General features: G+C 68.0%; 19 protein-coding genes. 13 read left to right on the top strand and 6 right to left on the bottom strand.

Annotated elements, in window-relative coordinates:
* Positions 1 to 24 precede the first annotated feature (24 nt).
* Entirely contained in the window at positions 25 to 684 is a 660-nt protein-coding gene (nucS, locus tag ACFTSF_RS24990; RefSeq protein ID WP_344154857.1) for an endonuclease NucS, read from the bottom strand.
* 54 nt (positions 685 to 738) lie between these two features.
* Between nucS and ACFTSF_RS24985 the strand changes: the two genes are divergently transcribed.
* The 6 genes from ACFTSF_RS24985 (at position 739) to ACFTSF_RS24960 (ending at position 5,834) form a co-directional block, all read left to right on the top strand.
* Positions 739 to 1,062 carry a hypothetical protein gene (locus ACFTSF_RS24985; RefSeq protein WP_380156027.1) on the top strand — a complete coding sequence of 108 codons (324 nt, stop codon included), beginning with the start codon at positions 739 to 741 and terminating at the stop codon, positions 1,060 to 1,062.
* A 33-nt stretch (positions 1,063 to 1,095) separates the two neighbouring features.
* Positions 1,096 to 2,007, top strand: a complete 912-nt coding sequence (locus tag ACFTSF_RS24980; RefSeq protein ID WP_380156026.1) for a class I SAM-dependent methyltransferase — start codon at positions 1,096 to 1,098, stop codon at positions 2,005 to 2,007.
* A 201-nt stretch (positions 2,008 to 2,208) separates the two neighbouring features.
* A complete protein-coding gene (locus tag ACFTSF_RS24975) occupies positions 2,209 to 2,655 on the top strand; it encodes an NUDIX domain-containing protein (RefSeq protein ID WP_380156025.1) in 447 nt (148 codons plus the stop codon).
* A 62-nt stretch (positions 2,656 to 2,717) separates the two neighbouring features.
* Positions 2,718 to 4,493, top strand: a complete 1,776-nt coding sequence (locus ACFTSF_RS24970) for a 3-hydroxyacyl-CoA dehydrogenase family protein (protein WP_380156024.1) — start codon at positions 2,718 to 2,720, stop codon at positions 4,491 to 4,493.
* Between the two features lie 87 nt (positions 4,494 to 4,580).
* Complete coding sequence (locus ACFTSF_RS24965) at positions 4,581 to 4,775, top strand: hypothetical protein (protein WP_380156023.1); 195 nt, start codon at positions 4,581 to 4,583, stop codon at positions 4,773 to 4,775.
* A 27-nt stretch (positions 4,776 to 4,802) separates the two neighbouring features.
* Complete coding sequence (locus ACFTSF_RS24960; RefSeq protein WP_380156022.1) at positions 4,803 to 5,834, top strand: hypothetical protein; 1,032 nt, start codon at positions 4,803 to 4,805, stop codon at positions 5,832 to 5,834.
* 42 nt (positions 5,835 to 5,876) lie between these two features.
* Here the strand turns inward: ACFTSF_RS24960 and ACFTSF_RS24955 are convergent, their stop codons facing one another.
* Genes ACFTSF_RS24955 through ACFTSF_RS24945 form a run of 3 tightly spaced genes read right to left on the bottom strand, consistent with a single transcriptional unit; the run spans position 5,877 to position 8,580 of the window.
* Positions 5,877 to 7,175, bottom strand: a complete 1,299-nt coding sequence (locus tag ACFTSF_RS24955; protein WP_380156021.1) for an FAD-dependent oxidoreductase — start codon at positions 7,173 to 7,175, stop codon at positions 5,877 to 5,879.
* A 1-nt stretch (position 7,176) separates the two neighbouring features.
* Entirely contained in the window at positions 7,177 to 7,761 is a 585-nt protein-coding gene (locus ACFTSF_RS24950; protein ID WP_380156020.1) for a PadR family transcriptional regulator, read from the bottom strand.
* Positions 7,762 to 7,797: 36 nt separating this feature from the next.
* A complete protein-coding gene (locus tag ACFTSF_RS24945; RefSeq protein ID WP_380156019.1) occupies positions 7,798 to 8,580 on the bottom strand; it encodes a phytanoyl-CoA dioxygenase family protein in 783 nt (260 codons plus the stop codon).
* Between the two features lie 49 nt (positions 8,581 to 8,629).
* On the opposite strand from ACFTSF_RS24945, the gene ACFTSF_RS24940 reads away from it, so the two are divergent.
* From ACFTSF_RS24940 to ACFTSF_RS24925, 4 genes are read left to right on the top strand one after another with little or no spacing between them, the layout of a single operon-like run.
* Positions 8,630 to 9,418, top strand: a complete 789-nt coding sequence (locus ACFTSF_RS24940) for a helix-turn-helix domain-containing protein (protein ID WP_380156018.1) — start codon at positions 8,630 to 8,632, stop codon at positions 9,416 to 9,418.
* A 31-nt stretch (positions 9,419 to 9,449) separates the two neighbouring features.
* Positions 9,450 to 10,319 carry an ABC transporter substrate-binding protein gene (locus ACFTSF_RS24935; protein WP_380156017.1) on the top strand — a complete coding sequence of 290 codons (870 nt, stop codon included), beginning with the start codon at positions 9,450 to 9,452 and terminating at the stop codon, positions 10,317 to 10,319.
* The gene (locus tag ACFTSF_RS24930) at positions 10,316 to 11,164 is read left to right on the top strand and encodes an amino acid ABC transporter permease (protein ID WP_344154889.1); all 849 of its coding nucleotides are present in this window, start codon (positions 10,316 to 10,318) and stop codon (positions 11,162 to 11,164) included. Before ACFTSF_RS24935 ends, ACFTSF_RS24930 begins: the two co-directional genes overlap by 4 nt.
* Positions 11,161 to 11,892, top strand: a complete 732-nt coding sequence (locus tag ACFTSF_RS24925; protein WP_380156016.1) for an amino acid ABC transporter ATP-binding protein — start codon at positions 11,161 to 11,163, stop codon at positions 11,890 to 11,892. The genes ACFTSF_RS24930 and ACFTSF_RS24925 overlap by 4 nt, the downstream gene beginning before the upstream one ends.
* A 43-nt stretch (positions 11,893 to 11,935) precedes the next feature.
* On the opposite strand, the gene ACFTSF_RS24920 is transcribed toward ACFTSF_RS24925, so the two are convergent.
* Together ACFTSF_RS24920 and ACFTSF_RS24915 are read right to left on the bottom strand one after the other, a co-directional pair.
* Complete coding sequence (locus ACFTSF_RS24920; RefSeq protein WP_344154892.1) at positions 11,936 to 12,580, bottom strand: response regulator transcription factor; 645 nt, start codon at positions 12,578 to 12,580, stop codon at positions 11,936 to 11,938.
* Positions 12,532 to 13,827, bottom strand: a complete 1,296-nt coding sequence (locus tag ACFTSF_RS24915) for a sensor histidine kinase (RefSeq protein WP_380156015.1) — start codon at positions 13,825 to 13,827, stop codon at positions 12,532 to 12,534. Before ACFTSF_RS24915 ends, ACFTSF_RS24920 begins: the two co-directional genes overlap by 49 nt.
* 131 nt (positions 13,828 to 13,958) lie before the next feature.
* Here ACFTSF_RS24915 and ACFTSF_RS24910 point away from each other — a divergent pair, with 131 nt between their 5' ends.
* The 3 genes from ACFTSF_RS24910 to ACFTSF_RS24900 all read left to right on the top strand — a co-directional run bounded on the left by ACFTSF_RS24910 (position 13,959) and on the right by ACFTSF_RS24900 (position 16,826).
* The gene (locus ACFTSF_RS24910; RefSeq protein ID WP_380156014.1) at positions 13,959 to 14,993 is read left to right on the top strand and encodes a fatty acid desaturase family protein; all 1,035 of its coding nucleotides are present in this window, start codon (positions 13,959 to 13,961) and stop codon (positions 14,991 to 14,993) included.
* A 76-nt stretch (positions 14,994 to 15,069) separates the two neighbouring features.
* On the top strand, positions 15,070 to 16,461 hold the full coding sequence (locus tag ACFTSF_RS24905; RefSeq protein ID WP_380156013.1) for a M28 family metallopeptidase: 1,392 nt from the start codon (positions 15,070 to 15,072) through the stop codon (positions 16,459 to 16,461).
* Positions 16,462 to 16,526: 65 nt separating this feature from the next.
* Positions 16,527 to 16,826 carry a hypothetical protein gene (locus ACFTSF_RS24900; RefSeq protein ID WP_344154904.1) on the top strand — a complete coding sequence of 100 codons (300 nt, stop codon included), beginning with the start codon at positions 16,527 to 16,529 and terminating at the stop codon, positions 16,824 to 16,826.
* Positions 16,827 to 16,832 lie beyond the last annotated feature (6 nt).

Genomic DNA, 16,832 nt, shown 5'->3' with positions numbered 1-16,832 from the left:
GGGCTCCTCGGTCGGACTGCGCGGTCAGAACAGGCGCAGGACGTCGGATTCCATCCCGCGGAGCAGGTCGTAGTCCACGGTGACGCATTCGAGGCCGCGATCGGTGGCCAGGAACTGGGCCTGCGGTTTGATCAGCTGGGCGGCGAAGATACCGCGCACCGGGGCCAGCAGCGGGTCGCGGTTCAGCAGTTCGACGTACCGGGTCAGCTGCTCGACACCGTCGATCTCGCCCCGCCGCTTGATCTCGACCGCGACATGCTTCCCGTCGGCATCACGACACAACAGGTCGACCGGCCCGATCGCGGTCGGGTACTCCCGCCGTACCAGCGTGAAACCCTCGCCGAAAGTGTGAACATGCTCGGCCAGCAGCTCCTGCAGATGCGCCTCGACACCGTCCTTGATCAGACCGGGATCCGTGCCGAGTTCGTACGCCGTGTCGCTGTGCACCTCCTTGATGGAGATCCGCAGCTCCTCGCCGGCCTTGTTCGTGACACTCCAGACGTCGTCCTCGACGACCAGCTTGCACGGCGGCGACATCCAGTTGAGCGGTTTGTACGAACCGCCGTCGGCGTGGATCAGCACGGAGCCGTCCGCCTTCACCATCAGCAACCGCGGCGCCATCGGCAGATGGGCGGTCAGACGGCCGGAGTAGTCCACGGAACACGTTGCAATCACCAAGCGCACGAGGAGTGACGCTACCAGTGCGCGGTTGTCGGTGCGGCCTGCGACGCTGGGCCAGTGATGGAGAAGATCAGCGAAGAAGCACTGGCGGCGTACGACGACCTGGCGGCCGAGCTGGAGCCTGCGGGGGTGACGCGCGGGCAGTCGTTCGGGATGCCGTGCCTGAAGGTCGGCCGCAAGATGGTCGCCGGGATGTTCGGGAACGCGATGGCGTTCAAGCTGCCGCCGGGTGTGCTGGAGGAAGCGCTGGCCGTGCCCGGGGCAGGTCCGTTCGACCCGGCCGGCGGGCGGCCGATGAAGGAATGGGTGCTGATCCCGCTGGAGCAGTCCGCGGTCTGGGCCGAGTACGGCGCCGACGCCCTCGAGTACGTTCGCGGGTGACCGGTGGTGGGCGGCCGTGCGAGGGTGGTTCGTATGAACCTCATGTGCCCGGCGCGGATCCTGCTGCTGCCCGGCGATGGGGACGACGCTGCCGTCGGTGAGCGGATCGCGCAGGTCTATGCGGGGACGTTCGACGCCTCGGCCGGTTCGCGGCTGGCCGAGCGGCTCGGCGTCCAGCTGACCGTCCTACCAGACCTGGTACGGCGCCCTGACGCGGAACTGCAGGCGATCGCGGACCTCCATCGCGGCGAGACCGTGGTCGTCCTCGGCGTCGACCTCGGCCTGAAACTGCCGGCGATCGTCGAACACACCGGCGACGGCTGGACCCGCGTCCCGACCGACAACGAACTCACGCTCGCGACGTACGAACAAGCGGCGGACAAATTCCGCGCATCGATCCCGACTGAAGCCAACCACGACCTAATCGACCTCCTCGCCGACGCAGTCGCCCCCGGCGCCCGCATCCTGGAGCTAGGCAGCGGCACCGGCCGCGACGCCGTCGAACTAGAACGCCGAGGCTTCGCGGTCCGCCGAACCGACGCCACCGAGGCGTTCCTGGAAATGATGCGAGCCGACGGTCACGACGCCGACCACCTGAACGCCCTGACCGACGACTTCGGCGGCCAGTACGACGCAGTCTTCGCCGACGCAGTCTTCCTACACTTCGACCGCTCCCAGCTAACCGGAGTCCTCCGCAAGGCCGTACGCGCAGCCCCGGTCCTCGCCTTCAGCACAAAAGAGGGCTCAGGTGCCGAATGGTCGGACCGCCACCTAGACCTCCCACGCCACTTCGTCCTCTGGCAAGAGCAACCCCTCCGCGACCTACTCACCTCGACCGGCTGGACAGTCCGCAACCTAATCCGCAGCGAGCCACCTCCCGTCAGCATGCCCCGCCTCCCAGACAGCGCAGTCGGCTGGTTCCAAATCCTGGCAGTCCGCACATGACACGCGCCGCCCCGCCCCTCCCGGCGCCCCGCCCAAACCTCGTACCTGCCCTCCCGCCCACGACGCCCGGCGCCGCCGTCCCCCTTGTCGGCGATCCCCCCTCCGGGCGCGCCGCCCGTGCTGCCTGCCTGCGCGCCTGCTCATGACGCGCGGCGCCGCCATTTCCCTTCTCGGCGATCCGCCCCTGCCGGGATCCCGCCTATGATTCGTGCTGGCGTGGTCCTGTTCTCCTCCGAGGGGATCGCGGTGATTGAGCGGGTGCGTGATGGTCTGACTTACTACGTGTTGCCCGGTGGTCAGGTGGATGCCGGGGAGACCCTGGCCGAGGCTGCCCGCCGCGAAACCTATGAGGAACTCGGTCTGCATGTGCGGATCCACGGCGCGGTCGCGGTGGTGAACTTCCGCGACACCACCCAGCACTACTTCCTCGCCGAGACGCTCGGTGGCGAGTTCGGCACCGGGAACGGTCCGGAGATGGACAGTCCGGCGGATTCGGAGCGGGGGAGCTATCGCGCGATGTGGTTACCGCCGCACCGCTACGGGGAGCTGAAGCCGAAACCGATCGGTGCCACGCTGGCCGCCGTACCGGACCCGGAGGCGCTCGTGACGGAGTGGCTGACCGCCCCGCCGGCGTTCGACGAGGTGTGAGGTTGACCTCGCGGGTGACTCAGCTCATGGGCTGACCAGTCGCGGACTGGCATAGTGCCAGCATGGCTCGGGAACTGAAGGTCGTCGGAGTGGTCGGTCTCGGCACGATGGGTGCCGGTATCGCGGAGGTGTTCGCGCGCAACGGCCTGACTGTGGTCGGGGTGGAGCGGGACGACGAGGCGGTCGAACGCGGCCGCGCTCACATCCAGCACTCGACCGACCGGGCGGTGAAGCGTGGCAAGCTGTCCGTCGAGGACCAGCAGGCGCTGTTCGACCGGGTCACCTTCGCGACCTCGCTGGAGGCGCTCGCGGACTGCGACCTGGTGATCGAGGCCGTCATCGAGCGGCTCGAGCTGAAGCGGGAGATCTTCTCCGCGCTGGACAAGGTCGTCCGCGACGACGCGATCCTGGCCACCAACACCTCGTCGTTGTCGGTCACCGAGATCTCCGTCGCCACCCAGCGCCCGCGCCGCGTGGTCGGCATGCACTTCTTCAACCCGGCGCCGGTCCAGGAGTTCGTCGAGGTCATCAAGACCGTCGTCACCGAACCGGATGTGGTCGAGGACGTGCAGGCCCTGGCCCGCCGCCTCGACAAGGTCCCGGTGGTCGCCGCCGACCGGGCCGGCTTCATCGCCAACGCGCTGCTGTTCGGCTACCTGAACCACGCCGTCTCGATGGTCGAGTCGCGGTACGCGACCCGCGAGGACGTCGACGCCGCGATGCGTCTCGGCTGCGGCTACCCGATGGGCCCGCTCGCGCTGCTCGACCTGATCGGTCTGGACACGGCGTACGAGATTCTCGACACGATGTACAAGCAGGGCCGCAACCGGCTGCACGCGCCGGCCCCGATCCTCAAGCAGATGGTCACCGCCGGCCTGCTCGGCCGCAAGACCGGCCGCGGCTTCTACACCTACGAGTCCCCGGACTCGCCGGTCGTCGTGGACGACGAGCAGACGCCGAAGCCGAACGGCGCCGACACCGTGATCCGTCCGATCCAGCAGATCGGCGTGGTCGGATCCGGCACGATGGCCGTCGGCATCATCGAGGTCTGCGCCAAGGCCGGCTACGACGTCCTGTACGTCGCCCGCGGTACTGAGAAGGTGGACAAGGTCCGGGCCGGCCTGGAGCGTTCGCTGGAGAAGGGCGTTCAGCGCGGCAAGCTCTCCTCCGAGGAGCGGGACGCCACCCTGCGCCGGATCACCGGTACGGCGCGACTCGACGACCTGGCCGGCGCCGATCTGGTGATCGAGGCCGTGGTCGAGGAGCTGAGCGTCAAGCAGGCCCTGTTCGAAACCTTCGACGAGATCTGCAAGCCGTCCGCGATCCTCGCCACCACGACCTCGTCCCTCCCGGTGATCGACCTGGCGATGGCGACCAAGCGCCCCGCCGCCGTCGTCGGGCTGCACTTCTTCAACCCGGCTCCGGTGATGAAGTTGGTCGAGGTCGTCAGCACGGTCAGCACCGCCCCGGACGTCGCCGACACCGTCGCCGCCCTGGCCGTTGCCGCCGGCAAGCACCCGGTCCGCTGCGGCGACCGGGCCGGCTTCATCGTGAACGCACTGCTCTTCCCGTACCTGAACGACGCGGTCCGGATGCTCGAGGCGCACTACGCCGGAGTCGACGAGATCGACGCCGCGATGAAGCTCGGCTGCCGCCTCCCGATGGGCCCGTTCGAACTGCTCGACGTGGTCGGCCTGGACGTCTCTCTGGCCATCCAGCGCACCCTGTACCTGGAGTTCCGCGAACCCGGCTTCGCCCCGGCGCCCCTGCTCGAACACCTGGTCACCGCCGGCTACCTCGGCCGTAAGACCGCCCGCGGTTTCCGCGATTACGCCTGATCTTTTGAGCAAGAACCGCCTGGCAACCTGATCGGCGGGTGCGGACCCTCCAAGTCGTAGGAGTTCAGCAACGACTTGGGGGAAGCGATGACGGCACCGGAGAACAAGCCTTGGCGTTTCACCGGCCGCGGCCGGCCGACCACACCTGGCGCGAACTGGACGACCGGCGGCGCCTACCGCAACCTCCCGCCCGCCAGCCCACGCCCGAATCCCCGCGTGCAGCGCACGGTCACCAACCCGGCCACGCCCCACAGCGACCGACCACTTGATACTGCTGCCTGACACTGGCGACCTGGCAGACTCCCGTGGGTGCGCAAGATCTTCGGGATGCAGGAGCTGTTCACGATCTGCTGGCTGTTGTTGCTGGTGGTGACCGGGCTCGGGCTGGTCATGATGCCGTCGAGCGTCGGCGCCGATTGGCCCGGCTGGACCTCGCTCATCGTCCTGGTCGCCTTGACGTGCCTCCCCGCAGCCTGGCTCCTGCTCCTCGTCTCGGCCGGTGCGGCGACGGTCGCACGCTGGATCGCCCTCGCCGCGGTCGGCGCCGTCCTGCTCCGCCTCATCTGGTCCGTGTACGACGCCGGCCCCGCCGTAGTGATCGCGGTCTTGCCAGTGCTGCTCCTCGTGGTACTGATTGCCGTCGCACTCGTCTACTCCCGGCCGCGAGCGCTGTCCCGCGAACTCAAAGAGCTTGCCGAACGCAACGGTTGGCAAGTCGTCGACAGCCGCGGACTGCAGTTGCCGACGCTCCCGTTGCCAGTCGGCCGGGCCTGGACCGCGCGCGACGCCGTACAGACTCCGACCGGAGTGGCCTTCGAGGTGCAGTGGTTGCAATGGCACGGCGTACTGGCGAGGCGGCGCAGACTGAGTGTCTTCGTCACCACCTTGGATGCGGCGCTGCCGACACTGGAGGTCCGGCCCGGCGGCCTGACTCGCTCGGACATCGTGCTCGAGAGCGCCGAATTCAACCGCAGCTTCGACGTACTGGGTGAGAACCCGCGCTACCTGATGTCCGTCCTCCATCCCCGAACCATGCAAGCCCTCCTGGACACCCGCCCGATCGGCCTCGCCCTCTCCGGCACTGCCTTGGTCCTGTACGACGACGCCCCGCTGACCGTCAAGTCGCTGACCCGAGGCCTGTCCGGCCTCGACCGCATCAAAGTGCCCCGGCACGTCCTCGAAGACTGGGGGAGCTATCCCGGCCAACCCGCCCCCGGTCTGCGCTTCGTCGACCCCGGCTTCGAGGTCTCCTACGGCGGCGCCCTGCTCCGAATGACCGGCCTCGCGGCCACCCTGCTCGGCCTGACCTACGTCAGCTGTCTCGCTGCAGTCTCGCTCTAGTCCTGTCATGCTGCCCACTGCTGTTCACCTGCCCAGTGCTGTTCAGGCTGCGAAGACGGCTCGGCCGAGGGGCGGGATGGCGCCGCAGGTCCTGAAGAAGGTCCGTGCCGCGGTCCGCACCACCCGGTTCCTGGTGATGGCACCCTCGGTGTTCCGGACCGACTCCCGCACAGTGGCGAAGCCGTGTTTGACCATCTCCTGCTCGTATTCGGTGAGTGCGTCGGAAAGCTCTCGCTGACCGGAGTGCACCGCGGTGAGCGCCGCGCATAGGTGCTGCGCGTCGCGCAGGGCGGTGTTGCCGCCGAGACCGCCGACCGGTGGCATGTGGTGGACGGCATCGCCAAGCCCGGTGACGTTGGTCGCCGGTCCGAGGCTGAGCGGTCGTGCCGCAGTGAACGCGGTCTGGAAGAGATCGTCCGGGTACGACGAGGTGATGAGTCGGTGCAGCGCGGGATGCCAACGCTTGGTGCGCCCGGCCAGCGTCGCGTGTGCATCCTCCGGTGGTAACCGAGAGAAGTCTGCGGGCATGGAGTCGCGATGAGCGATGTACGCCCACATGACGTAGTCCCGGTCGGTCGACTCGGTGAGCAGTCGACCCGGGTCGAGGCCGAGCGCACGTAACTCCGGGCCGAGCCGGTCGACCACCGATTCCGGATTCTCGCGACGACGGAAGACCGCCGTGAAGAGGAAGTCACGCCGCGGCCAGAAGATGTTCTTGCCACTAAGCAGAGTGTCCGGCAGCCACCCCAGGGTCTCCTCGTCGAGGTACAGCTTGCCGCCGACAGCGACCGCGGGCAGCTCGATCTGGCCGGCCTCGGGGTGCAGCTGCGCCCAGGCCCGGGAGTTCGCGCCATCCGCGGCAACCAGTACGTCGGCCTCGGCCCTCGTGCCGTCGGCGAAGTGCGCGCTCACCGTGCCATCCGGCCCGCTGGTGAAGCTGGTGAACTCCTTGCCGAAGTGGACGACATCCTGCACACCCGCCAAGAGCAACCGGCGCAGGGTGACTCGACTGACCGCATGTTCACCGGTCGCCGGGTCCAGTGGATCGAGAGGCGCTTCGCCGTCCCGGCCAACCAGAATCATCGACCGCATCTGCTCGTCCAAGAACCCGATGCCACGCCCGGAATCACCCGCCGTCGCGACCAGCACCGCCCACAGCGCCGGCGGAAGACAAGCGTGCAACGCGGTTCCACCGATCGGCTCGATGTTCAGCCGGAACCCCTGCAGCCGAGACTCCGGTGTCCGGTCCCGCTCGTAGACCGCGACCTCGATACCCGCCTTCCGCAATCCCTGCGCGAGACACAGCCCACCGATGCCGCCGCCGATAACCCCCACCCGCATGTCATTCCCCCTGTTTCCTAGAACCGCCTTCATCCGAACTGCCTGCGTCGGACTGCTGATCCGCCACCGCGGCCAGCAGCCGGTCGTGCCACTCCACCTCGGCCCGCAGCCGCAAGAGCGTGTGGTCGAACGCAACCGGCTCCAACCCGGTCAGGTGCGGCTCCGCTTCGGTGCGCAGGTTCTCCCAGTACTCCAACTGCGCGTCGTACGACTCCCGCCGAGCCCGGATCGCCGCCAGCAGTTCCTCGTCCGAGATCGCACGGCGATGGAGGAGCACCAACTGCATCGGATCCGGTCGAAGCGTCGTGTCCGCCAGCGTCGCGCGCAGCAGCGTGGACAACTCGGCACGCCCCTTCCGGGTGATGCCGTAGACCGTGCGAGCAGGCAGATTGCCCTCTTGCTCGGTACGCACCACCTCAAGCACGCCCTCATCCGCCATCCGCCGCAAAGCGCCGTACAACGAGCCAGGTTTGACGTCTGCCCACAAGTCCACCCGGTCCACCTGCGCAGCGGTCCGAATCTTGTGCCCATGCATCGGACCCCCGTCCGCCAGTGCGCCGAGGACAAATAACCGAGTAGATCGCATATGAGTACTCAAACACGAGTACTCATATGCAGTCAATCACGGCTCCGCGTCGCCGTAGTTGCCGCAGGGACCACCTCCGATGGCCTCGGCCCGGGTGGTTGGCTGGTGGTCGGGGCGGAGTAGTGGGTTGTAGAAGGCGGCGATCTCGGTGCTGGCCTCGGGGATGTAGTGGAAGATCAGCGAGCGGCGGAAGCGGTCGGTGCTGGTGTTGGGGCGGGAGCCGTGCACGACGCTGCCGTGGAAGAACAGCACGTCGCCGGCTGTCATCCGGGTCTGGATCTTCTGCAGCCCGTCCGGGATCGGCACCTCGGCGTTCGTGAACGACTCGGTCAGATCGGCGGGCTCCGGGCAGACCAGCTCGGTCTTGTGTGAACCGGGGACGACGGCAAGTCCACCGTTCTCCGCGTCGACATCGTCGATCGCGATCCAGGCCGCGAGGCAGGTCTCGGGATCGGCCCGCAGGAACAGGTTGTCCTGGTGCAGGGCCTGGCCGCGGCCGCCGGGTGGTTTGAAGTAGAACATCGACTGGGCTCCCAGCGGCGGCCCGATCAGCGTGGTGACGACATCGAGGATCCGGCTGTCGAGCATCAGGTCGCGAGCGATCCGGCCGGCCTCGATATCGGTCCGGCGATGCGGATGCACGAACCGCGGATACCGCGCCAGCGGATCGCCGTCCGGGATGCCGTCGTCGAAGTCCATCGATCGATCGGTCTCAACCTGTTGCATGAAAGCGGTTCTGACGCGCTCGACCTCGGCAGGGGCGAGCAGTTGCGGGACCTGGACGATCCCTTCGGCGGCGTAGATCTCTGCGACTGTCATGACTCAAGGATCCGTCGCGGGGTGCGTGGACGCGATAGCCTATCGAGCTGTGAACCTTCGAGATCCTGCTGAGTCGCCGACCCCCGAGGTACGTCGGCTGGTCGCCGGTGAGTTCGACGAAGGGCCGGAGTACACGACCTTCCGCCGCCACGGAACCACCGACTGGCTGCTCGTCCTGACCCTGCACGGCGCCGGCCACTTCAGCGAGGTCACCGCCGAGCGAGGCACGGTCATCCTGGTGCGGCCCGGCACGCTGCACGACTACGGGACCGTGGGGGAGCGGTGGCATTTCATGTACGCCCACCTGCACCCCAAGCCGGAATGGCTGCCGCTGCTCGACTGGCCGGAGGTCGCACCCGGCATCCTGCGCATCCAACTCCTGGCCATCGCGAAGATCGCGGACTACCTCCGCGATGCGGCGAGGTATCAACTCAGTCCGCTCCCACACGGCGAGCAGCTCAGCGTGAACTCCCTCGAAGCAGCCCTCCTGTGGTGCGACACCGCCAACCCGAAGTCCGCCCGCATCGACGACCGCCTGCTCCGCGTGATCGAGCTCATCGACCAGAACCTGAAGACGCCTCTCGACCTGCCCACGCTCGCCCGCGCCGCCAACCTTTCGGTCTCCCGCTTCGCCCACCTCTTCCGCGACCAACTCGGTGTCACCCCGCAACAGTTCGTCGAACGCCGCCGGATCGACGCCGCCGCCCGCCTCCTCGAACTCACCACCCGCTCGATCGCCTCGGTCGCCGCCGAGGTCGGCTTCACCGACCCCCTCTACTTCTCCACCCGCTTCCGCCGCCACACCGGCATCAGTCCCACGGCCTACCGGCGACGCTGATCTGTCCCCGGCAGGTCGTACGCTTCTCGGCATGACTTCGCGTGCCAAATTGATTCGATCCAGCGTGGTGGCGGCAGCTGTGCTGATGGTGGGGCTGGCTGCGTGTGCTCCGGAGAACGAGACGACCGGTACGCCGGCTCCGACCGGGGTCGATGCCTGTAGCAAGGACAAGCTGGCGTTGCGGACGGCCGGGACACTGGCGGTCGGGACCGACAAGCCGGCGTACGAGCCGTGGTTCAGCAAGGACGACCCGAGCAACGGGGAAGGGTACGAGTCGGCGGTCACCTATGCGGTGGCGGCGAAGCTCGGGTTCGCCAAGGCCGAGGTGAAGTGGCAGACCGTGCAGTTCAACGCTGCGTTCGCGCCGGGGCCGAAGAGGTTCGACTTCGATGTGAACCAGGTGTCGATCTCGGAGGCGCGCCGCCAGGCGGTCGACTTCTCGTCCGGGTACTACGACGTGCGGCAGACCGTGATCACCACCGCGGGGAGCAAGATCGCGAACGCCAAGACGGTCGCCGAACTGGCGGATGCCAAGCTCGGTGCCCAGGTCGGGACGACCAGTTACACGGTCGCCAAGGACCAGATCAAGCCGAAGCAGCAGGTGGCCCCGTTCGACACCAACGACCTGGCCGTGCAGGCGCTGAAGAACAAGCAGCTCGACGGGATCGTGGTCGACCTGCCGACCGCGTTCTACATGACCGCGGCGCAGCTCGACAATGGCAAAATCGTCGGCCAGTTGCCGGCGACCGGGGCTCCCGAGCAGTTCGGGTTTGTGCTGGAGAAGGGGTCGAAACTGACCGGGTGCCTTTCGCAGGCCGTTGACGCACTCAAGACCGACGGCACGCTGGCCAAGCTGCAGAAGCAGTACCTGACCGAGGAAGGCGCGCCCGAGCTCTCATGAGCTGGGAACCTTCGCCGCTTCAGCAGGAGCGGATCGCCTTCCGCCGGCGGCAGGCGCAGCGGTCCACGCTGATCGCGGCGGGCAGCTCGGTCGTACTGCTGGTACTGGTTGCCGTCGGCATCGGTTCGACCCCGGGCTGGCCGCGGGTCCGGGAGACGTTCTTCAACGTCGACCGGGCCTGGGAGGCGTTGCCGACGGTCGCCCAGGGCCTCTGGCTGAACATCCGGGTGATGCTGGTCTGCGCGGTCCTGATCGTGATCATCGGGATGACGCTGGCGATCCTGCGGACCTTACGCGGCCCGATCTTCTTCCCGCTCCGCGTCTTCGCCGCGGCGTACACGGACGTGTTCCGCGGGCTGCCGTTGCTGCTGGTGATCTTCCTGCTCGGCTTCGGCGTACCGGCGTTGCAACTGCGCGGCCTGCCCAACGATGCGGTCATCTGGGGCGGCGCTGCGCTCGTCCTCACCTACTCCTCGTACGTCGCCGAGGTATTCCGCGCCGGAATCGAATCGGTCCACCCGTCCCAACGGGCCGCCGCCCGCTCGCTCGGGCTGACCTACCGCCAGACGCTGCGCTTCGTCGTACTGCCGCAAGCCGTCCGCCGCGTCCTCCCGCCCCTGCTGAACGACTTCGTCAGCCTGCAGAAGGACTCCGGCCTGATCGCGGTCCTCGGCGTCATCGACGCGATCCGCGCCGCCCAACTGGAGACCGCGATCGACTTCAACTTCACCCCGTACGTCGTGGCCGGGCTCCTGTTCGTCGCGCTGACCATCCCGCTCACCCGGCTGACCGACTACGTCGCTCGCAGGCAAGGCTGGTACGGCGGGGGAGGTGGACCGGTATGACGTTGTTGTCCCTGCGTGGAGTGCGCAAGTCGTACGGCGCGAACGTGGTTCTCGAAGACTTCAACCTGGAGGTCGACGAGGGGGAGTGTGTCGTGCTGATCGGCGCCTCCGGATCCGGGAAGTCGACGCTGCTGCGGTGCGTCAACCTGCTCGAGGTCGTCGACGACGGCGTGATCGAACTGGCCGGGGCGGACATCACCGACCCGCGGGTGAACGCGGACAAGGTGCGGTCGGGGATCGGGTTCGTCTTCCAGTCCTACAACCTGTTCCCGCACCTGACCGTGCTCGACAACATCACCCTCGCGCCGATCCGGGTCCACGGGGTCGACCAGTCCACGGCCCGGAGTCGCGCGCTCGCGATGCTCGAACGCGTCGGCCTCGCAGACAAGGCGAGCGCCAAACCGGACGAGCTGTCGGGTGGTCAGCAGCAGCGTGCTGCCATCGCCCGCGCGATGGTCAACTCACCGCAGCTGTTGCTCCTGGACGAGGTCACCTCGGCCCTTGACCCCGAGCTCGTCGGCGAGGTCCTCGACCTACTCCGTGAGCTGAAGGACGAGGGGATGACAATGCTCGTCTGCACCCACGAGATGGGGTTCGCCCGTGACGTCGCCGACCGAGTCTGCTTCCTGCACGAAGGACGACCACTCGAGGTCGGTCCGCCGGCTCAGGTGCTCGACGATCCGAGGGAAGCGCGCACGCGTGAGTTCCTGAGCCGCATCCGCAGCTAGCCACCCGCGGGAGGTGAGGGCGGCGGTGGCGCATCTCCTGCGGTCAGCGGGCTGACAGGTATTGCAGCACTGCCATCACTCGGCGGTTGTCGTCTTCTGACGGCGGTAGGTCGAGTTTGGCGAAGATGTTGTTGGTGTGCTTCGACACCGCCTTTTCGGTGACGAAGAGGGCGCTGGCGATGGCGGCGTTCGAGCGGCCTTCGGCCATCAGGCCGAGGACCTCGGACTCGCGCGGGGTGAGCCGGCCGATCGGTTCGTCGCGGGTGTTGCGGGCCAGCAGTTGGCCGATCACGTCGGGGTCCATCGCGGTACCGCCGCCCGCGACCCGGCGGACCGAGTCGAGGAAGTCGGCGACGTTGGAGACGCGGTCCTTGAGCAGGTAGCCGACCGCGCCGCCGCCGGTGAGCAACTCGCGGGCGTACAACTGCTCGACGTACTGGGACAGGACCAGGATCGGCAGGCCGGGGACCTGCTGGCGCGCCTCGACCGCCGCCCGCAGACCTTCGTCGGTGAAGGTCGGTGGCAGCCGGACGTCGACAACGGCCACATCCGGCCGGTGCTCCACCAGGGCGGGCACCAGCCGGGGACCGTTGTCGACTGCCTCGACGACCTCGAAGTCGTGCGCCTCCAGGAGACGGATCAGTCCGTCCCGGAGGAGGGCGTGGTCTTCAGCGATGAGGACTCGCAAGGCAGCTCCATGATCACGGTGGTCGGCCCGGCGCTCGGGCTCACCACGGTCAACGTACCGTCGAAGGCGGCCAGCCGCCGTTCGATACCGTACAGACCGCCGCCGGGGCGGACGACCGCGCCTCCGATGCCGTCGTCGCCGACCATCATGTGCAGCTTCTCGTGCTCGTGGGTGATCTGGATCCAGGCGTTCGTCGCGGCCGAGTACTTCACCGCGTTCGCCAGGCATTCGGCCACCGCGAAGTACGCCGCGGACTCGACCGGCGCCGGCGGCCGGCCCGGTACGTCGAAGGTGACGTCGACCTTGAACGGGCAGGACATCGCGAGCGCCTTGACCGCACCTTCCAGCCCGCGGTCGGCGAGCACCGGCGGGTGGATCCCGCGAACCAGGTCGCGCAGCTCGGACAGAGCCGTACTGGCCGATTGGCGGGCCTCGGTCAGCAGCGCGGCGGCCTGGGCCGGGTCGCGGGCGACCATCTCCTCGGCCATGCCGAGGTTCATGCTCAGCGCGGCCAGCCGGGCCTGGGCCCCGTCGTGCAGGTCGCGCTCGATCCGGCGCAGCTCGGCCGCCTGGGTGTCGACGGTCTCGGCGCGGGACTCGGCCAGCTCGCGGACCCGGAGCGCCAGCTTGGCGCTCTCGGTCGGACCGAGCAGCGACCGGGCGATGTAGGCGTTCGCCTTCAGCAGCTTCTCACCGGCGGCGTTCCAGATCATGAACCCGATCAGTGCGACCGGCATGACGAGGAAGCTGGTCCAGAAGTTGACCGTCAGCAGCCCACCGAACGGCTCGGTGAAGACACCCTCCGGGGTGACGCCGACCAGGAGCGGATAGACCCCGTAGAAGAGCGTGCTCAAGAACAACACCGCGCTCACCAGGGACAGCGTGAAGCCGACGACCGCGTTCACCAGCAGCCAGACGATGTCGCGCCAGGTGGCAGGGTCGGTCAGTGTCGTCCGCAGCCACATCAGGATGCCGGGCAGCGGCGGCTTCTTGTACGGGCGCGGGATCCGCTCGCCGATGAAACCGCCCAGGATCGTCCGGTGGCAGTTCGCGAACCAGCGGGTGGCCGGCACGAACGCGAGCAGCATCGGGATCCCGACCCAGACGGCGATCAGCGGCACGGCCACCACGTTCAGCACGAAGAACGCGATCCCGAGCTCGGCCAGGATCGCCAGGGCGAGCGCGATCCACGGCTGCGCAAGCTTGGGATAGCGCATCGGTGGCGCAGGAACGGCAACGGTGGTCATGCACCCATCATGACCGAGGGTGAGGCCCCGGCCAGTGGTGCTAACCCCCCAAAAGACCGGGGATTAACCCCCGGTCGGGTTCGGGGGATAGCAGGAGTGTGTCGCCCGCCCGCGACCGCAAAGCTGGATCCATGACGAGCACAGTGACGACTCCAGACACCCGCGGGAGCGGATTCGCGCCGTTACTGCGCGAGATCAAGGCCGCCGGACTCCTCGAACGCCGGACCGCGGCGTACGCGATCTCCATCGGCGTCAACGTGGCGCTGATGGCCCTCACCTGGGCCGCGATCGCGGCCGTCGGCAGTTCGTGGTGGGTGCTGCTGCTCACGATCCCGCTCGCGGTCCTGACCACGCGGGCCGCGTTCGTCGGGCACGACGCCGGGCATCAGCAGATCGCGAGCTCACGCCGGCTGCACGACTGGATCGGCATGCTGCACGCCGACCTGTTGCTCGGGATGAGCTACGCGTGGTGGAACGACAAGCACAACCGGCACCACGCGAACCCGAACCACACCGACAAGGACCCCGACGTCGGCGAGGGCATCCTGGTCTGGACCCGCGAGCAGGCGGCCGGCCGAGCCGGTCTGGAGGGCTGGCTGAGCCGCAACCAGGCCCGGATCTTCTTCCCGCTGCTCACCCTCGAAGGGTTCAACCTCAAGTACTCCGGCATCCGCTTCCTGCTCGCCAGACGTCGTACCGAGAAGGTCGAGCTCGGGCTGATGGCGGCGCACCTGGTGCTGTACTTCACCGCACTGTTCGTGCTGCTCTCGCCGGCGCAGGCAGTGGTGTTCGCGCTGCTGCACCACATGATCTTCGGGCTGCACCTGGGCAGCGTCTTCGCACCGGGCCACAAGGGGATGGAGATGCCCGGCGAGGACAGCGAGTGGGGTCACCTCGAGAAGCAGGTCCTGACGTCGCGCAACATCAAGGGCGGTCTGGTGACCGACTGGATGATGGGCGGGCTGAACTACCAGATCGAGCACCACCTCTTCCCGAGCATGCCGAGGGCCAACCTGCGACTCGCCCAGCCGATCGTGCAGCAGTACTGCGAGCGAGTGGGACTGCCCTACCTGACCACCGGCCTGATCGATTCGTACCGAATGGGTTTACGGCACATGCATGACGTTGGCAGTGAATTGCGGGACGAAAAGGCCTTCGCACACTAAAAACTCCTTCTCTAACCCGGATCGCTCGATTACCTTCACTTCTCTCGGGTGCCGCCCACCTTGTGAGGAGACCTGCATGACCGAAACGTCCGGTTTGAGCCGCCGCGGGCTGTTGGGCGCGGTCGCCGGCGTCACCGCCGCGACCGCGATCCCCGCCGCCCCCGCCTGGGCTGCGGACGACCAGCGGCCCGGTGCACTCAACCATCCGAAGCTTGACAAGTACGACCGCCAGATCGTCTCCGAGCTGTCTTCGGAGCGGGCCCTGCGGCACCTGCAGGTGCTGTCGGAGCACATCGGCCCGCGGATCGGGGGCACCGCCAGCGAGAAGCGGGCGGCCGACTACATCGCCGGCCAGCTCGACCGGTTCGGGTACCGCACCTCGCTGCAGCCGTTCCCGGTGGCGGACAAGTTCACTGCCCAGATCGAGGACGTCCGCGACATCCTGCCGGACGACCTGTGCTGGCAGGCCGGAGCTGCTCCTGGCGGCAAGCTCGACGTCACTGTCGAGGGACCGGTCCGCGACGTCGGCCCGGCCACTGCACCGGTCTGGCCGGCTGACGTAGCCGGCGCGATCGTGATCGCCGATGACACAGCGGCCGCGCGCCCAGCCTTTGTCGCGGAGGCTGTGACGCGGGGTGCTGTCGGTGTCATCCTGCTGCCGGCCGACCTGGTGTTCCCGCGCCGGGCGTCGGCGTTCGCACCGGCCGGTCTGACCGATGCGCCGATCCCGGTGATCGGCGTCGCGCAGGTGCAGAAGCGGTTGATTCGTGAGGCGCTCGCGGTGGTGACCTCGCTGCCGTTGCGGATCAGCACCAAGGCCCACCGTGGCCTGACCTCGAACAATGTGATCGGCGAGCGTCGCGGACGCAGCGGCCCGAACGGTCCGATCGTGATGGTCAGCGGTCACTACGACTCGGTGATCGGCGCCCCGGGTGCGAACGACGACGGCTCCGGGACCGTACTCACCATGGAGCTCGCCCGGGTGATGAGCCGCCTGAACACCAATGCGACGTTGCGGTTCGCGCTCTGGGGTTCGGAGGAGCAGGGGCTGATCGGATCGCGCTACCACGTGGCACAGCTGCCGCAAGACCAGCGCGACCGGTACAAGGCCGTGTTCCAGAACGACATGGTCGCCACCAGTTGGGACCCGGCGGTCACCTACTGGATCCTGTCGTTCACCGGTCTGGCGAACACGGCGACCGATGCGGTCCGTGCCTCGGGTCAGCGACTCGGGTACGACCCGCAGATGGTCGGTCCGGTACTGCGTGGTGCGTCCGACCACCAGTCGTTCCAGGAGGTCGGCATCGCGTCGGCGAACTTCTCCTGGCGCGGTGAGATCTCGCCGGCCCACCTCGAGCCGCCGTACCACTCGCCGGAGGACACCATCGCCAAGAACGTCAGCCTGGAACGCCTCCAGGTCTCGATGGAGCTGATCGGCACCGCGGCGTACGCGACCGCTCGGCAATAGCTCTGCAGTACGGAGGAGTGCCTGCACCGGGGTGACATGGCTCATACGGCTAGCCTTGAAGGGCTATGTCGCCCCGGAGCAGGAAACCGTCGAAGTGGCAGCGGCCCGTCAGCGACCGGCCGCTACTGGGTGGTTCCCAGGCCCGGGAGGAACGGACGGACGGTGAGTGGAACGTCCGGCGTGTGTCGGGCTCCGCGTCCGGCAAGTCCTACCGCTGCCCCGGCTGCGACCAGCTGATCGCACCGGCCACGCCGCACGTGGTGGTCTGGCCGGACAACCCCAGTCTGCTCGGCGCTCTCGGTGGCGCCCAGTCCCTCGACGAACGACGCCATTGGCACACCGCGTGCTGGGGCCGTCGGCGATGAAAGGCC

It is taken from the genome of Kribbella sp. NPDC056951 (assembly GCF_042674205.1).
Classification (GTDB): Bacteria; Actinomycetota; Actinomycetes; order Propionibacteriales; family Kribbellaceae; genus Kribbella; species Kribbella yunnanensis.
Note: the sequence above shows the minus strand (reverse complement) of the source record. Positions and strands in the feature narration are given on the sequence as shown.

What these genes read in the sequence shown, in the direction of transcription:
- ACFTSF_RS24980 (WP_380156026.1), top strand. Translation starts at nt 1,096, where the DNA reads ATGAACCTCATGTGCCCGGCGCGGATCCTGCTGCTGCCCGGCGATGGG.
- ACFTSF_RS24975 (WP_380156025.1), top strand. Translation starts at nt 2,209, where the DNA reads ATGATTCGTGCTGGCGTGGTCCTGTTCTCCTCCGAGGGGATCGCGGTG.
- ACFTSF_RS24970 (WP_380156024.1), top strand. Translation starts at nt 2,718, where the DNA reads ATGGCTCGGGAACTGAAGGTCGTCGGAGTGGTCGGTCTCGGCACGATG.
- ACFTSF_RS24965 (WP_380156023.1), top strand. Translation starts at nt 4,581, where the DNA reads ATGACGGCACCGGAGAACAAGCCTTGGCGTTTCACCGGCCGCGGCCGG.
- ACFTSF_RS24955 (WP_380156021.1), bottom strand. Translation starts at nt 7,175, where the DNA reads ATGCGGGTGGGGGTTATCGGCGGCGGCATCGGTGGGCTGTGTCTCGCG.
- ACFTSF_RS24950 (WP_380156020.1), bottom strand. Translation starts at nt 7,761, where the DNA reads ATGCGATCTACTCGGTTATTTGTCCTCGGCGCACTGGCGGACGGGGGT.
- ACFTSF_RS24945 (WP_380156019.1), bottom strand. Translation starts at nt 8,580, where the DNA reads ATGACAGTCGCAGAGATCTACGCCGCCGAAGGGATCGTCCAGGTCCCG.
- ACFTSF_RS24935 (WP_380156017.1), top strand. Translation starts at nt 9,450, where the DNA reads ATGACTTCGCGTGCCAAATTGATTCGATCCAGCGTGGTGGCGGCAGCT.
- ACFTSF_RS24930 (WP_344154889.1), top strand. Translation starts at nt 10,316, where the DNA reads ATGAGCTGGGAACCTTCGCCGCTTCAGCAGGAGCGGATCGCCTTCCGC.
- ACFTSF_RS24925 (WP_380156016.1), top strand. Translation starts at nt 11,161, where the DNA reads ATGACGTTGTTGTCCCTGCGTGGAGTGCGCAAGTCGTACGGCGCGAAC.
- ACFTSF_RS24915 (WP_380156015.1), bottom strand. Translation starts at nt 13,827, where the DNA reads ATGACCACCGTTGCCGTTCCTGCGCCACCGATGCGCTATCCCAAGCTT.
- ACFTSF_RS24910 (WP_380156014.1), top strand. Translation starts at nt 13,959, where the DNA reads ATGACGAGCACAGTGACGACTCCAGACACCCGCGGGAGCGGATTCGCG.
- ACFTSF_RS24905 (WP_380156013.1), top strand. Translation starts at nt 15,070, where the DNA reads ATGACCGAAACGTCCGGTTTGAGCCGCCGCGGGCTGTTGGGCGCGGTC.
- ACFTSF_RS24900 (WP_344154904.1), top strand. Translation starts at nt 16,527, where the DNA reads ATGTCGCCCCGGAGCAGGAAACCGTCGAAGTGGCAGCGGCCCGTCAGC.